Here is a 14,387-nt window from a genome sequence, read left to right on the forward strand (position 1 = left end):
ACGGCCGACTGTCAGGACTTCGGTTCCACCGGTTCGCCGAGCGTTGCGAGCGTCTCGGCGAGCATCCGCCTGGCGGAAGGCTCCAAGCCGTCCCGGCGCTGCCACAGACGGCGCAGCGGCGGCAGCGCGTCAGTCGTCCGGGAAATGGCGACTGCCTCGAACAGCTCCAGGGTTCCGGGGCGGACGGAGTCGTCATCGGCCAGCCGGCACAGCCGGTCGAGCAACGCCGCCCTCGCTCGCGGATCGCCGCGCCGTGCCAGCCCCATCATTGCCTCCTCGGCGGCGTCGTCGTAGTCGTCAGCCAGCCGGGCGGCGAGGGCATCGCGGACTTCGGGGCCATCGGCGTGGAGTTGGGTACCGAGCCCGAACGTGGCCCAGTCCCGTACCTCCGGATCCGGATCGCGCGTCAGGGTGATCAGGGCATCGGTGACGTCGGCTGCCGGCTTCTCGGAGTCGGTCAGCGCCGGCAGCGCGACCGCCACGGCGAAGCGGACCTCGTCGTCCGCGTGTCCGACGTGCTGAAGCACTGCGGGCAGGCCGCGGGGGTCTGCGACGTGTCCGAGGGCTGTGACCGCCGACGCGACGGCTTCGGCATCCTGGTCGCTGACCGCGTCGAGCAGCACCGGCAGAGTCTCCGCCAAGTAGGGGCGGTCCGTCTTGTAGCTGATCTGTCCGAGCGCGTCCAGCCCGACCAGCCGCCGGGCCCTGTCGTCCGATTTCGCGGCCGCTACAACCGCCTCGAACGCGTCCCGGTCGGTGGTCTGGTGCAGCTCGCGGATCAATTGCCAGCGCGCCTCGGCGGCGGCGTCGGTGTCGGTGTCGTCCTCAGCGACCTCATCGGTGGCCTCGTCGCTGGCGTCGCAGACCGCGCCGAAGGCGGCGGCGCGGGTGATGACATCCTCGTAGTCCACCGTGCCAGGCTACTGACAGTCGCCGGAAAGCCCGCCGAATATGCCGAAGCCCTGGACCGGAGGGGATCGGTCCAGGGCTTCGGTTTTACTCGCGGAATCCGCCTAGACGGCAGCCACAGCGACAGGGCGCTCCGCGGGCTCCAGGGCGAGGTCCAGGACCTCGCGGACGTCGCCGACCAGGTGCACGGTCAGCTTCTCCAGCACCTCGTCCGGCACGTCGTCCAGATCCGGGCCGTTGCGCTTGGGCAGCAGCACGGTCGTCGCACCGGCCTGGTGCGCGGCCAGCAGCTTCTGCTTCACGCCGCCGATCGGCAGGACCCGGCCGGTCAGGGACACCTCACCGGTCATCGCCACGTCCTTGCGGACCAGCCGGCCGCTGAGCAGCGAGGCCAGGGCGGTGGTCATCGTGACGCCGGCGCTCGGGCCGTCCTTGGGCTGGGCCCCGGCCGGCACGTGGACGTGCACCGCGCGCTTGCTGAGGTCGGCCACCGGGAGTTCCAGTTCGGCGCCGTGCGAGCGCAGGTAGCTCAGCGCGATCTGCGCCGACTCCTTCATCACGTCGCCGAGCTGGCCGGTCAGGTTCAGGCCGGTGCCGCCGGTCTCCGGGTCGGACAGCGAGGCCTCCACGAACAGCACCTCGCCGCCGGCGCCGGTCACCGCCAGGCCGGTCGCCACGCCCGGCACGGCCAGGCGGTCGGCGGTCTCCGGGGTGTGGCGGGGACGGCCCAGGTAATCCTTCAGGTTCTCGACCGTGACGATGAGCTTGGTGTTCGAATCCTCAGGCGTCGCCTCGGCATCCGTCGCCGTCGCCGCCGCTGTCACCTCAGCCTCAGCCGTGTCCGCATCCGCGTTCGCGACAGGTGCGTCGTCGGATGTGACTTCAGCGTCCTGATCCAGAATCGTCGCCTCGCTTTTGGCCGCGGCTTCGGAGTCGGCGAGCGCCGTCTTGGCCGCCACCTTCCGCAGCACCCGGGAGATGGCGCGCTCCAAATCACGCACACCCGCCTCCCGCGTGTACTGCTGGGCCAGCAGCCGCAGTGCCTCGTCGTCGAATCCGACCTCGTCGGTGGACAGCCCGGCCCGGTCGATCTGGCGCGGCAGCAGGTGGTCGCGGGCGATCAGCACCTTCTCGTCCTCGGTGTAGCCGTCGAGCCGCACCAGTTCCATGCGGTCCAGCAGCGGGCCGGGGATGGACTCCAGGACGTTGGCCGTGGCCAGGAACACCACGTCGGACAGGTCGAGCTCGAGCTCCAGGTAGTGGTCGCGGAACGTGTGGTTCTGCGCCGGGTCCAGGACCTCCAGCAGGGCCGCCGTCGGGTCGCCGCGGTAGTCGGCGCCGACCTTGTCGATCTCGTCGAGCAGCACCACCGGGTTCATCGTGCCGGCGTCCTTGATGGCGCGCACGATGCGGCCGGGCAGGGCGCCGACGTAGGTGCGCCGGTGACCGCGGATCTCGGCCTCGTCGCGGACGCCGCCCAGGGCGACGCGGACGAACTTGCGGCCCATGGCGCGGGCCACGGACTCCCCGAGGCTGGTCTTGCCGACGCCGGGCGGGCCGACCAGGGCCAGCACCGCGCCGGAACGGCGTCCACCGACCAGCTCCAGGCCCTTGTCCTGGCGCTTCTTCCGCACGGCCAGGTACTCCACGATGCGTTCCTTGACGTCGTCCAGGCCCGCGTGGTCGGCGTCCAGGACGGCGCGAGCGCCGGCGATGTCGTAGGAGTCCTCGGAGCGCTGGCTCCAGGGCATCTCCAGCACGGTGTCCAGCCAGGTGCGGATCCAGCCGGCCTCAGGGTTCTGATCCCCGGAGCGCTCCAGCTTGTCCACTTCCTTCAGCGCGGCCTCGCGGACCTTGTCGGGCAGGTCGGCGGTCTCGACGCGGGAGCGGTAGTCCTCCTCCTCGCCGGCCTCCTTGCCGTCGAGCTCGGCCAGCTCCTTGCGGATCGCGGAGAGCTGGCGGCGAAGGAGGAACTCGCGCTGCTGCTTCTCCATGCCGTCCTCGACGTCCTTGCGGATGGACTCGTTGACGTCCAGCTCCACCAGGTGCTCGCGGCCCCACTCGAGCAGCTTCTCCAGCCGCTCGTCGATGCTCAGCGTCTCCAGCAACTCGACCTTCTGCACGGCCTTCAGGTACGGGGCGTACCCGGCCGAGTCGGCCAGCTGCGAGGGGTCGGAGATCTGCTGCACCATGTCGACGACCTGGAAGGCCTCGCGGTGCTGAAGGATCTGAATGGCCAGCTCCTTGTACTCCTTGGCCAACTCGCGGGTCCGCGAGGTGATCGACGGCTCCTCGAGCACGATCGCCTCGACCCACAGGGCCGCCCCGGGACCCGTGGTCCCGACCCCGATGGTGGCCCGGTGCGTCCCGCGCACCACGGCCACCATGCGCCCGGACCCGGCCATCCGCCCGGTCTGCTCGATGATGGCCACCACACCGGACTTGGCGTAGTTGCCGTCCAGCCGCGGCACCAGCAGCACCTGCGACTTGCCCCCGCGCGTGGGGCCGTTGGCGGCGGCGTCCACGGCCGCCCGCGTCTCGGAATCCGACAAATCCAGCGGCACGACCATGCCCGGCAGGACGACCGCGTCGTCCAGCGGGATGACCGGGAAGGCCTTGGTCGCGCCGGTCATGTTCTCGCTCATTCGCTGTGGCTCCCTACAAGAAGTAAGTTGAGTCTGACTCACTCAATGTCTGTGAGCCGCCTGGTGTTCCCCGGGGCGTGTTCGCTGTGAGCGATCGGGGCTGAACACCAGCTCAGCGATGAGATGCGGGGGTTTCAGCGAGGCGCGGGCACAGCCGACTCAGAGACGACCGGCTCAATGCCGACCGGCTCAGCGCTGACCGACTCAGCGCTGACCGACTCAGCGCTGACCGACTCAGTGATGCCAGGGCAGTTCCACCGGCACCGCCGGAGTCCGCCCCGCCACCAGGTCCCGCATCAACCCGGCGAGCCCATGCGGCACGACCCACTCCCGCGTAGCCTCCAGCTCGGCGACGCTCCACCAGCCGAACGTGAGGAAGGTGCTCGCCTCCTGCGCCTCGAAGCCGGCGGTGTCGACGTCGTGGGCGGCTACGCGGAGGAAGAAGTAGTCGTCGCGGAAGTAGCCCCGGACGAAGCCGAGGTCGGCCGCGCCTTCGGTGCTCGCGACGACCGGGCCGAACGCGCATCGACGAGCAGGACGCGTGCCGAGCGGCGCACGTCCGATTCCCCAGGCTCTATCAGCATTCGATCACGCGGCATCCGATCACGCCGTGAACTGATCGTGCCGGGCGTAGAGCTCGGTCCACTCCTGCGCCGACAGCTGCCGCCCCGAGCCCCGGATCTGGGCCAGCTCCTCGAAATACGGCTCGCGCGGCGCGCCCGGGGCGAAGAGCACCAGCATCGAAGCCGCTTCCCCCGAGGTGTTCGCGAAGCTGTGGACGCCGCCGGGCGGTACGAACAGGTAGTCCCCCGCGCTCGCGTCGCGCCACGTCTCCCCGTCGTAGAGCGCGACGCTGCCGTCCAGGATGAAGAACGCCTCGGAGAACGTGCGGTGGTAGTGCCCGCTCGACGTCGCAGGCTTCGATGTCGCAGGCTTCGGCGTCGCCGGCAGCATGTCCCAGCGGTACAGGCCGTACAGCCCGTCCGTGGTGCCGCCGGTGGACAGCAAGCTGACGCGCGAGGCGCCGCCGATGTTCAGTTCCGGCTCGGCGTCGAAGGTGCGGAAGGTGGCGCTGACCTCGCCTTGGTCGGCGAGGAAGCGCGGCGGCGGGTACGACATGGCACGGAACACTAGGGCACGCCCGCGCTCCGGCGATAGAGCCGATCATGCCTCGCGCGCCTGGGCCACTTTCCAGCGCCGGGGCCGCTCCTGAAGCCCGGTCCGCGGGCTCGGCCGACCGGCTGAATCACGCTGAATCACGCCGAATGGTGAGACGGATATCCCGTGATATTGACGATCCCTGAGATTACCTGTCATTCTCTGGGCATGAGACGTGCCACCGTTCTCGTGGCTCGCCGTCACGTCGATCTGCGCCGGACCGCGAGCGCGATCTGTCCTGCGTGCGTATGACACTGCACCGGCTTTGAGCTGGTAATCAGTCGCCTCCCAGGCACATTAACTTCTGTCTCCGAAATATTCGGACACCATTTATCTTCGGCCACCGAAGAATCCCATTCCGGGGAGCACGACCATGCCCGCACGCAATATCCGTCCGCTCCACTTGAACGCATTCCTGAACGCCCCCGGCCACCACGCCGCCGCCTGGCGCCACCCGGCCAGCGCCGGGCACCGGCTGCTGGACGTCGACTACCACATCGACCTGGCCCGCACCGCCGAGCGGGGCCTGTTCGACGCCGTCTACCTGGCCGACAGCCTCGCGGTGCGCGGCCGGCCGGACGCCACGGCCGCCGGCGGGCTGGAACCGCTGACCCTGCTCACCGCCCTAGCCACCGCCACCGAGCACATCGGCCTGGTCGCCACCGCGTCGACGACCTTCTACGAGCCCTACATCCTGGCCCGCACCCTGGCCTCGCTGGACCACATCTCGCACGGCCGGGTCGGCTGGCACATCGCGACCGGCGGCGACCTCGCCGAGGCCGCCAACTTCAACCTGGACGAGCCGGTCGAGCACGCGGTGCGCTACGAGCGCGCGGCGGAGTTCCTGGACGTGGCCACCCAGCTGTGGGACAGCTGGGCCGACGACGCCGTCGTCCACGACCGCCGCAACGGCCGCTACGCCGACCCCGACCGGATCCGCCAGGTCGAGCACACGGGACTCTTCTTCAAGGTACGAGGACCGCTCAATGTGCAGCGCACACCTCAAGGATGGCCGCTGCTGGTGCACACCGCCTCGTCGGCCGACGGCCAGGAGTTCGCGGCCCGCTACGCCGAAGTCGTCCTCACCGCGCAGCAGAACCTCGGCGACGCCGCGGCGTTCGCGCTGGAGGTGAAGTCGCGGGCCGCGGCGTACGGAAGGGAAGCCGACGTCCCGGTCATACTGCCGGGCATCACCCCGGTCATCGGCTCCACCGAGGCCGAGGCGCGGCGTCGGGCGCGGGAGCTGACCGAGTTGCAGCTGGTGGAGACCGGAGTGAGTCAGCTGTCGGATCTGCTCGACGTGGACGTATCAGGGCTCGATCCCAACCGGCCGATCCCGGCCGGACTGCTGCCGCGCGAGGAGGAACTCTCCGACCACCGGTTCGCGCTGATCACCGACTTGGCGATCCGCGAGCGGCTGACGGTGCGCCAGATCGTCGCGCGCCTCGGCGGCGGACGCGGCTACCGCGTGGTGATCGGCACGCCGGAACAGATCGCCGACTCCATGCAGGAGTGGTCGCGGGCCGGCGCCGCCGACGGGTTCACCATCGCGCCGCCGATCCTGCCCGGCGGGCTCGACGACTTCGTGGACCAGGTGGTGCCGGTGCTCCAGCGGCGCGGACTGTTCCGCACCGAGTACGACCTCGGGACGCTGCGGGACCGCTTCGGCGTGCCGCGCCCGGAGGACCACTTCCCCGAGGCGGCTCCGGCCGCCGTGCGACGCGCGGTGCTCCCGCCGCTGGCCAGCGTCTGAGGCTGGCCGGCGGCTGAGGGCCGGCGCGTTCGCAGAACCTTCAGACTCCGCGTCCTGATGTGCTGCCGGTGGGACGCGGATTCGCCGGGGTGGCTGAGCTGTGGGAGGATCGGCCGCCCCGGCCCTTGGCTTTTCACGGTCTGGGCCTAGGCGTTTCATGGTCTGGGCCTAGGCTTTCGGCCTCCGCTTTGTCCTGGGCTTTGTACTGCTCATCAGGCAAGCGGCTCCACGAGCCCATAGCTCACCGCGCACGCCGCCGCCTGCAACCGCGAGTTCACGCCGAGCTTGTTCAGCACCGCCTGCGTATGGCTGCGCACCGTCGTCACCGAGATCCCCATCGCAGCGGCCATCCCGCCGGTCGAGGCGCCACGCACCAGCTGACGCAGCACCTCCAACTCGCGCGGAGTCAAGGTCCCGGTCAACCGGGCCTCTGCCGTCTCCTCCTTGGACCTGCGCTCTGTCACCGCCTGCCGAACGAGCACCGGGTCGTAGTAGCCCGCGCCGGAATGCAGCCGCTCTATGGCCGTCACGATCTCGTCCAGCCCGCGCCGCTTCGAGATCAAGCCGTCAACTCCGGCGGTGATCAGCGCGTACAACGATGCGGCGCCCTCCTCGCTGGTCAGCGCGAGGAGCTTCGAACAGCGCAGGTTCGCGGCGTCCGCCAAGGCCGGCAGGTCCGGCGTCGGCGGCCCGAAGTCGACGACGCAGACGTCTGCGGTACTGCTCGCACTGGGCGCGCGGGACGAACTAGGCGCACTGGACGCACTGGACGCACTCGACGCAGCAGCCGGAAGCGCGCGCGGGTCGAAGCTGACGCCGACGACGTCATGGCCGCGCTGGCTCAGCGCCGACGCGAACGCCTCGGCGAACAGCCGGTACGCGTCGCACAGCAGGACTCTCACTCCACGTCAAACGACCGGCCGCCACGTCGGGTCACTCGATGACACGTAAAGGTGAACATCTCACGGATCGCCCAACCCGGCCCGGCGGCCGATGGCAGCCGCCTCCAACCTGCTGTGCGCGCCCAACTTGCCCAGGATCCGTCCGATATGGGTTTTGACGGTGTTCTCAGAAATCTGCAACCGCACCGCGATGCCGCGCCGATCCAGTCCCTCGACGAGGCATTCGAGCACCGCCCGCTCGCGATCGCCGAGGGCTGCGATACGTGCGTCAGTAGCCGTACTCCCCCGCCCTCCGCTCCGTTGCGCTGCCGCAGCGCCAGCCGGATCAGCCCCGGCGGTGCTGCGTAAAGCGCCGACCACCAACTCCGGCGGCATCCGGAACTCGCCACGCAGCACCGCACACACCGCGTCGGCCATCTCCACGCCCGAGGCACGGTCCGGAACCCAGCCCTGGACGCCGTCCCGCAAGGCGTGCACCGCGTCGTCAGATGCCGTCACCGGCCCCAGCATCAGAACCTTGACCTCGCCGGTCCTCGCCAACGCCGCGACCAGTCGTCCCGGATAGCGCCGGGACACCGTGACGTCCAGCAGCACCAGCGCCGGCTGATGCACCGCGACCGCGTCGAGCAGTTCCTCGGCCTCGGACACGGTCGCGACCACCACGAGCCCGTCCCGTTCCAAGTACGCGGCGAGCGACTCGGCCACCGCGCGCAGTGCGTCGCAGACCACGATCGTCCCGTCGGCCATGCCCCGCGCCCCCTGCCCCTGAGTCGTCGGTACTCCGGATGCATGAGTCCGAAGTGACGGCGCCTGCACGATCCCATTCCCGCGCCGAGAGAAGAGACTACGGGTGAGCAGGCCGTCACCACATGCGTTCGGCCCATCTCTCACAAGCTTCCCCACGTTCGAGTCATGACCAGTCATGAGATGAGGAGCACACCCGACTATGAGGGCACAGCAACGAGGTCTGACCCCCCGGGGTTGGGGGTTCGCCGCGGCGGGCACGGTCGTGTGCGCGGCGGGCCTGGCCTTGTGCCTGGGCGGCACCACGGCCGCCCAAGCCGCGCCGGCGGCGGTCTCCGGCGGCGCGTTCGGCGTGGCCGCTGACGTCAGCGTGGCCGGCATCAACCTGCACGTCCCGGCGAACCCCTCGGTGAGGCTGCCGTCGCCGGGCGGGAGCGCGAACCCGCTCACCGGGCACGTGGTGAACGTCGGCATCGGCGACCTGGTGTCGCTGGGCGTGCTGGACTCCAGCACGGTCGGCACGCCGCCGGGCGGCACCGTGCACAGCACCGCCGACGTGCAGGGGCTGCGCGTGGCGGGCCTGATCGGCGACTACGGCGACGCCACCGCGCTGCACGTCCAGGAGAACGTGATCCGTACGCAGTGCTCTGCGACGGAATCCGGAGCCTCGGCGAGCACCGATCTGGCGCATCTGGTGATCGCCGGACAGACCGTGGCCGCTGACCCGGGGCCGAACACGCACATCGACGTCGCCGGTATCGCAGAGGTCGTACTCAACGAGCAGATCCCGTCCGGCAGCAGCGGTTCACCGGGCATCACCGTGAACGGCGTGCACATCCACCTGCTGCCCGGCCTGAAGTCGCTGGGCGGCGGCGACATCTACCTCGCGCAGTCCCGCTGCTCGATCACCGGCGGGACCAGCATGCCGGTCGGCGCGGTCGGCGGCGTGGTGCTCACCGGCGTGCTCGGCGTGCTGTTCACCGGCTACCAGTTCCGCAAGCGGCGCTCGGGCCGGGGCGCGGCCGGCGACGGGACCGCCGCGTGAAGGTGCTCGCCGTCGGGGCGCACCCGGACGACGTGGAACTCGGGTGCGGGGCGGCGCTGCTGGCCCACCGCGCCCGCGGCGACGACGTCGGGCTGCTCGTGCTCACCGGCGGTGAGCACGGGCCGCAGGGCCAGTCGTCGCGGGTGTCGGAGCAGGAGATCGCCGCGTCCATCCTCGGGGCCGAGCTGTTCTGGGGCGGCTTCGAGGACGGCGCGGTGCCGGAGGGACGGGCCGCCGTGGCAGCGGTCGAGGAGGCGATCCGGGCCACCGGCGCCGACGTCGTCTACACCCATTCGCCGCGCGACAGCCACCAGGACCACCGGTCGGCGGCCGTGGCCACGCTCGCCGCCGGGCGGCACGTCAGCAGGATCCTGATGTACGAGACGCCGTCGTCGCTCGGGTTCGCCCCGACGGTGTTCGTGGACGCCGCGGAGCACCTGACCGGGAAGCTGAAAGCCTTGCGGGCGCACGTGTCGCAGGTCTTGCAGAACCAGATGGTGGATCTGGACGCGGTGGCGGCGCAGGCGCGCTTCCGCGGCTTCCAGGCGCGGCTGCGGCACGCCGAGGGGTTCGAGACCGAGCGCTTCGCTTGGGATCTGAGCGGGCTCCCGCGGGTCGCGCCGGGCGCTGATCGCACCGTCACGGATGTCGAATACGCACCTTCGGGGCGCCGGTGAGCGGCGCAAGCCATCGTCACGTCTCGGCCATCCGGCTTCCCGCCGGATGGCCGAGACCCGCGTGCATAGTCGGCGCGGTGCTCGTGCTGTGGTCAGTGCTGGGTACCGCGGATCTGACAGCCGCCGTCGTCTACATCCTCGACGGCGTCTTCTTGTGCTTCTTCCTCCGGCACACCGCTTTCGCGGTCTCAGCCCTGAGACATGCGGATCCTGATTCGATCGCCGCCGCGAAGGCCGACTCGCTCACCATCGCCGGTCTGACCGGGTACCGGCCCGCGGTGTCGGTGCTGGTGTCGTGCAAGAACGAGCAGTTCGTCGTCGACCGGCTCGCCACCGGGTTGCTGGCCCTGGACTACCCGGCTGAGCTGCTCCAGATCGTCATCGTCGACGACGGCTCCGATGACGGGACCGGCGAGATCCTGGACCGGCGCGCCGCCGCCGAGCCGCGGCTGTTGGCCCTACATCGTCCCGCGGGCTCCGGACCGGCGGGCAAATCCGCCGCACTGAACTACGCGCTGCCCCGGCTCACCGGCGAGATCGTCGTGGTCTTCGACGCCGACCACCGGCCGCACGCCGACAGCCTGGCGTTGCTGGTACGGCACTTCGAGGACCCGAGCGTCGGCGCCGTGCAGGGCCGGTGCCGGATCCGCAACGCCGCCGACGCGCCGCTGACCCGGCTGATCACCGTCGACTACCTGGCCGGCTACCTGGTCAACGAGTTCGGGCGGCAGTCAGTGTTCGGGCTCCCGGCGTACGGCGGCGCGAACTGCGCGATCCGGCTGTCGGCGCTGCGGGATCTGGGCGGCTGGAACGTGCACAGCGTCACCGAGGACACGGACGTGACGCTGCGGCTGCTGCTGGCCGGGCTGCATGTGCGCTACGAGCCGGGCGCCGTCGACGACGAGGAGGGCGTCACGACGGTGCAGCGGTTCTGGAAGCAGCGGTATCGGTGGGCTCGCGGGCACCAGCAGGTGTGCCGGGACTACTTGCGGCACGTGTGGCGGGCTTCGCACCTGTCAGTGCTCGAACGTATCGAGACGGTGATGTTCCTGCTGATCTACCACGTGCCGGTGGCTTCGTTGCTGGCGCTGGGGCTGCTGGTGCTGTCGGCCGCCGGGCTCGTTCCGGCGGCGTCGGTGCCGGGCGGTTTCGTGTTGTGGACGCTGCTGTTCCTCGGGCCATTGCTGGAGATCGGCGGCGGGATGCTGCTGGCCCGGACCCGGCGGGCGGACGTGCTGGCCTTGGTGTGGTTCCTGCCGATGTTCCTGGTGTCGGCGGTGCTGTGTGCGAAGGCTTGGTTCGACGGGATGTCAGGGTCCGCCTATACGTGGGTGCGCACGGATCGGTCGGCGGCGCCGTCTGGGCCGGGTCCGGGGCCTGGGCCAGGTCCGGGATCAGGTCCGGGTCCGGGCCCGGGACGGCAGGTGACGTCATGAGACCGGAGCCGTGGCGGGTGTTCGCCCGCATCGGGCTGCTCCTGGTCGGGACCGTCGGCGGTTTCGTGCTGTTGCAGCAGTGGATGCGGGGCGTGGAGACGGCCGCGACCGTGGACGTCTTCCACGCGCTCGGGATCGGCGGCGTGACGCGGGGTTATCAGGCTTCGATCATTGTGGACGCGCACTCACGGGGCTCCTTCGCCGCGATCCTGACGCCGGCGTGCTCGTCGCTGGCTTCGTTGCTGGCCCTGGGCGGGCTCGCCGTGCTGCGACCCACGGGAGCCCGAGGGCGGCTGGCGCTCGCGCTGGCCGCGGCGGTGACCGTGGTGTTCCTCGGGAACATCGCGCGGATCGCCGCCTCGATCGGCGTCGGGCTGCTGACCGGCCCCTCGGCGCTGGTGCTGTTCCACGACTGGGTCGGGTCGCTGTTCGCTTTCGCTTACACACTCGGAGGGTTCGTTTTGATGCTGTGGGTGCTGCTGCCGCGCGACGGAGTGGCTTTGGACGACCTCTGTCTTGCCGGTCCTGTTCCTGTTGATGCTTCTGTTGGTGCTTCTGTTGGTGAATCGAGCCCGGACGGAGTGCGTGATGAGTCCTGAACCGGTGGCGTTGGCGGTCGGCGGGTCGTTGGTGGCCGTCGCCGCCGTGCGCGGTGTTCTGACCAGGATCGGCGTGCGCCGGCAGCTGCGGGTCGCACTCGTCGACGCCGATCCGGCCGCGCGGGTCGCGGCGGTGCAGACCGCCGGCGAGAACGGGGTGGGGCGCAACGCCCGGCTGCTGTTGGAGATCGCCGAGGCCGAGGAGGACATCTGGGTGCGACAGGCGTTGGCGCAGACGGTGATGCGGCATCGGTGGGAGCCGGCGTGCACGGTCGCCTTGGTGCGGCTGCGGGTGTGGGCCAAGCAGGAGTTGTTGTGGGGGCGGTTGGAGATGCCCGCCGGGTCGGCACTCGAAGGCGAGGCTTCGGCATCGGTTCGGACCGTGGTCTCTCCCTCATTGACGTCGACCGGCTGGTGGGAGGAGTGAGATGACGGACTCGGTTCTGGTCACCGGCGCCGGCGGACCCGCCGGCGTTTCGGTCCTCAACGCGTTGTTACGTGCTGGCACCCGGACGATCGCAGTGGATTGTGACGCTTCCGCTGCGGGGCTGACGTTGGGGAGCGCGTCGGGAGTGGTGCCGCCGGCCCGCGATCCCAAGTTCGTGGACGCATTGTGCGAGATCGCTGTCTCCCAGGGTGCTGATGCCATTGTCTCGACCGTCGCCGAGGAGCTTCTAGAGCTCGGGACACGCGCTGAAGACCTTGCCGGCGAAGGGATCGCGGTATGGGTTCCGTCACGAGCGGCGGTGGATCAGTGTTGTGACAAGGCGGTCTTCGCGAAGGTCCTGACCGAGGCCGGGATCGCGACGCCCGCGACCGGGCTCGTCGCGTCCGGGATCGTCGCGTCCGATGTATCAGGACCCTGGATCGTGAAGCCCCGGTTCGGGCGGGGGTCGCGGGACGTGTACCCGTGCGACAGTCCCGACGAGGTCGGGTGGGCACTGCGAAGGGTCGAGGACCCGATCGTGCAGACCCGGCTTTCGGGGCGGGAGTTCACCGTGGACGCGTTGGTGGACCGGCAGGGGCTGTTCGCCGGCGGCGTGCCGCGCTGGCGGTTGGAGACCCGGGGCGGCATCTCGACGAAGGGCGAGACGTTCGCCGACGACAGGGTACTGACGGGGGTCGCGGCGGTGCTGGACGCCGTCGGGCTGCGCGGGGTGGCGTGCGTACAGGGGTTCGTGACCGACGAGGACCAGGTGGTGTTCGTCGAGTGCAACCCGCGCTTCTCCGGCGGGCTGCCGCTGTCCCTGGCCGCCGGCGCCGATCTGGTCGGCGAATACCTGCGGGGTGTCAGGGGTCTGCCGATCCGCAGCTCCCGTCTCGGGTATCGACCCGGTGTGCGGATGTCGCGGCTGTTCTGTGAGGTGTTCCAGGGATGAGACTCACGATTCCGTTCGGGACCAGGCCGGAGATCGTGAAGCTGGCGCCGGTGGTGCGTGAGCTGCGGCAACGCGGCTGGCCCACGCGCCTGGTGTTCACCGGGCAGCACCACGACCCGGCACTGGGCGAGGAGTTCCTGCGCTCGCTGGATATGGGGCCTGATTCACGCTGGCTGCTCCCGTCAGACCCGGCCGCGACCCTCGGCGCGCTGCTGGAGCATGCGGTGGAGGAGGTGACGATGTCCACCCCCGACGCGGTGCTGCTGATGGGCGACACGATGACGGTGCCGGTGTTCTGCCTGGCGGCGCGGCGGGCGTGCGTTCCGGTGGTGCACCTGGAGGCGGGGCTGCGGTCGTTCAACGAGACGTCGATGGAGGAGGTCAACCGCCGGATCGCGGCGGCCACGGCCTCGCTGCACCTGGCGCCGACCGCCCTGGCCGCCCGCTTCCTGGCCGCGGAGGGCGTGGACGCGGCGCGGGTCCGCGTAGTCGGCAACACGGTGGTGGACGTGGTGCGCGAATCGCGCGTCGGGCGCGTGCCGGTGGAGTCGCGGGCCGGGGTGCTGGTCACGGCGCACCGCGCGTCGACGGTCGACTCGCCGGAACGCCTGGCGACGTTGGTGGAGCTGCTGGTGCGCCTGGCGGGCCTGGCCGCCTCCGACGCCGCCTTCGGCCCGGTCCTGTTCCCCGCCCACCCGCGCACGCGCGACCGCCTCACCGCCGCCGGCCTGCTCGACACGCTGACGGACGCGGGCATCGACCTGGTCGCCCCGCTCCCCTACCGCGAGATGCTGACCGCGCTGGCCGCCACGCGCGTGGTGGTGACGGACTCCGGGGGCCTGCAGGAGGAGGCGGCGTGGTTCGGCGTGCCGGTGGTGGTGCTGCGACGCTCCACCCCGCGCTGGGAGGGCGTCGCCGCCGGCTCCTCGGAGCTGGTCGGGCTGGACGGGGATGCCGCGCTGGCGGCGGTCGCGCGATTCGGGCAGCTGGCGGAGCTGAAGCGGGTGGACGCATTGGCGTGCCCGTATGGCGACGGGTTCACGTCCGCGCGGGTGGTGGACTCGATCGAGGAGGCCAAGGCCGCCGGACTGCTGCGCTTCCGGGAGCCGGATTTCGTGGGGCGGGCGGTGCCTGGGGCGC

At 70.6% G+C, this 14,387-nt stretch carries 14 protein-coding genes; 9 read left to right on the top strand and 5 right to left on the bottom strand.

The genetic code is table 11. The features are described from left to right. Positions 1-11: 11 nt before the first annotated feature. The 3 genes from IZR01_RS22660 to IZR01_RS22670 form a co-directional block, all read right to left on the bottom strand. Positions 12-911, bottom strand: a complete 900-nt coding sequence (locus IZR01_RS22660; RefSeq protein WP_194925021.1) for a HEAT repeat domain-containing protein — start codon at positions 909-911, stop codon at positions 12-14. Positions 912-1,013: 102 nt separating this feature from the next. After that, positions 1,014-3,554: an endopeptidase La gene (lon, locus tag IZR01_RS22665; RefSeq protein WP_194925022.1), complete on the bottom strand. Its 2,541-nt coding sequence runs from the start codon at positions 3,552-3,554 to the stop codon at positions 1,014-1,016. 603 nt (positions 3,555-4,157) lie between these two features. After that, positions 4,158-4,673 (bottom strand): cupin domain-containing protein, encoded by a 516-nt coding sequence (locus IZR01_RS22670; RefSeq protein WP_194925023.1) that lies wholly within the window; start codon positions 4,671-4,673, stop codon positions 4,158-4,160. 207 nt (positions 4,674-4,880) lie between these two features. Between IZR01_RS22670 and IZR01_RS54335 the strand changes: the two genes are divergently transcribed. Together IZR01_RS54335 and IZR01_RS22675 are read left to right on the top strand one after the other, a co-directional pair. Further along, positions 4,881-4,964 (top strand): putative leader peptide, encoded by an 84-nt coding sequence (locus IZR01_RS54335; protein ID WP_368862203.1) that lies wholly within the window; start codon positions 4,881-4,883, stop codon positions 4,962-4,964. A 121-nt stretch (positions 4,965-5,085) separates the two neighbouring features. After that, positions 5,086-6,465: an LLM class flavin-dependent oxidoreductase gene (locus IZR01_RS22675; RefSeq protein WP_194894040.1), complete on the top strand. Its 1,380-nt coding sequence runs from the start codon at positions 5,086-5,088 to the stop codon at positions 6,463-6,465. Between the two features lie 212 nt (positions 6,466-6,677). Here IZR01_RS22675 and IZR01_RS22680 read toward each other — a convergent pair whose 3' ends face one another. Both IZR01_RS22680 and IZR01_RS22685 read right to left on the bottom strand, forming a co-directional pair. After that, positions 6,678-7,367: a response regulator transcription factor gene (locus IZR01_RS22680; RefSeq protein ID WP_194925024.1), complete on the bottom strand. Its 690-nt coding sequence runs from the start codon at positions 7,365-7,367 to the stop codon at positions 6,678-6,680. A 60-nt stretch (positions 7,368-7,427) separates the two neighbouring features. Then, on the bottom strand, positions 7,428-8,114 hold the full coding sequence (locus IZR01_RS22685) for a LuxR family transcriptional regulator (RefSeq protein ID WP_194925025.1): 687 nt from the start codon (positions 8,112-8,114) through the stop codon (positions 7,428-7,430). A 199-nt stretch (positions 8,115-8,313) separates the two neighbouring features. Here IZR01_RS22685 and IZR01_RS22690 point away from each other — a divergent pair, with 199 nt between their 5' ends. From IZR01_RS22690 to wecB, 7 genes are all read left to right on the top strand, one after another. Further along, complete coding sequence (locus IZR01_RS22690; protein ID WP_194894037.1) at positions 8,314-9,156, top strand: choice-of-anchor P family protein; 843 nt, start codon at positions 8,314-8,316, stop codon at positions 9,154-9,156. Next, complete coding sequence (locus IZR01_RS22695; RefSeq protein WP_194894036.1) at positions 9,153-9,833, top strand: PIG-L deacetylase family protein; 681 nt, start codon at positions 9,153-9,155, stop codon at positions 9,831-9,833. Before IZR01_RS22690 ends, IZR01_RS22695 begins: the two co-directional genes overlap by 4 nt. A 77-nt stretch (positions 9,834-9,910) precedes the next feature. Next, positions 9,911-11,269 carry a glycosyltransferase family 2 protein gene (locus IZR01_RS22700; protein WP_194925026.1) on the top strand — a complete coding sequence of 453 codons (1,359 nt, stop codon included), beginning with the start codon at positions 9,911-9,913 and terminating at the stop codon, positions 11,267-11,269. Further along, entirely contained in the window at positions 11,266-11,868 is a 603-nt protein-coding gene (locus IZR01_RS22705) for an exosortase/archaeosortase family protein (RefSeq protein WP_194925027.1), read from the top strand. Before IZR01_RS22700 ends, IZR01_RS22705 begins: the two co-directional genes overlap by 4 nt. After that, the gene (locus tag IZR01_RS22710; RefSeq protein ID WP_194894033.1) at positions 11,858-12,295 is read left to right on the top strand and encodes a hypothetical protein; all 438 of its coding nucleotides are present in this window, start codon (positions 11,858-11,860) and stop codon (positions 12,293-12,295) included. The genes IZR01_RS22705 and IZR01_RS22710 overlap by 11 nt, the downstream gene beginning before the upstream one ends. 1 nt (position 12,296) lies before the next feature. Beyond that, positions 12,297-13,247: an ATP-grasp domain-containing protein gene (locus IZR01_RS22715; RefSeq protein ID WP_194925028.1), complete on the top strand. Its 951-nt coding sequence runs from the start codon at positions 12,297-12,299 to the stop codon at positions 13,245-13,247. Further along, on the top strand, positions 13,244-14,387 hold a 1,144-nt coding region (gene wecB / locus IZR01_RS22720; RefSeq protein WP_194925029.1), incomplete at its 3' end, for a non-hydrolyzing UDP-N-acetylglucosamine 2-epimerase. The genes IZR01_RS22715 and wecB, both read left to right, overlap by 4 nt.

Origin of the sequence: Catenulispora pinisilvae, assembly GCF_015356865.1 — a bacterium.
GTDB classification, from domain to species: domain Bacteria; phylum Actinomycetota; class Actinomycetes; order Streptomycetales; family Catenulisporaceae; genus Catenulispora; species Catenulispora pinisilvae.

What these genes read in the sequence shown, in the direction of transcription:
- lon (WP_194925022.1), bottom strand. Translation starts at nt 3,554, where the DNA reads ATGAGCGAGAACATGACCGGCGCGACCAAGGCCTTCCCGGTCATCCCG.
- IZR01_RS22670 (WP_194925023.1), bottom strand. Translation starts at nt 4,673, where the DNA reads ATGTCGTACCCGCCGCCGCGCTTCCTCGCCGACCAAGGCGAGGTCAGC.
- IZR01_RS54335 (WP_368862203.1), top strand. Translation starts at nt 4,881, where the DNA reads ATGAGACGTGCCACCGTTCTCGTGGCTCGCCGTCACGTCGATCTGCGC.
- IZR01_RS22675 (WP_194894040.1), top strand. Translation starts at nt 5,086, where the DNA reads ATGCCCGCACGCAATATCCGTCCGCTCCACTTGAACGCATTCCTGAAC.
- IZR01_RS22685 (WP_194925025.1), bottom strand. Translation starts at nt 8,114, where the DNA reads ATGGCCGACGGGACGATCGTGGTCTGCGACGCACTGCGCGCGGTGGCC.
- IZR01_RS22690 (WP_194894037.1), top strand. Translation starts at nt 8,314, where the DNA reads ATGAGGGCACAGCAACGAGGTCTGACCCCCCGGGGTTGGGGGTTCGCC.
- IZR01_RS22705 (WP_194925027.1), top strand. Translation starts at nt 11,266, where the DNA reads ATGAGACCGGAGCCGTGGCGGGTGTTCGCCCGCATCGGGCTGCTCCTG.
- IZR01_RS22710 (WP_194894033.1), top strand. Translation starts at nt 11,858, where the DNA reads ATGAGTCCTGAACCGGTGGCGTTGGCGGTCGGCGGGTCGTTGGTGGCC.
- IZR01_RS22715 (WP_194925028.1), top strand. Translation starts at nt 12,297, where the DNA reads ATGACGGACTCGGTTCTGGTCACCGGCGCCGGCGGACCCGCCGGCGTT.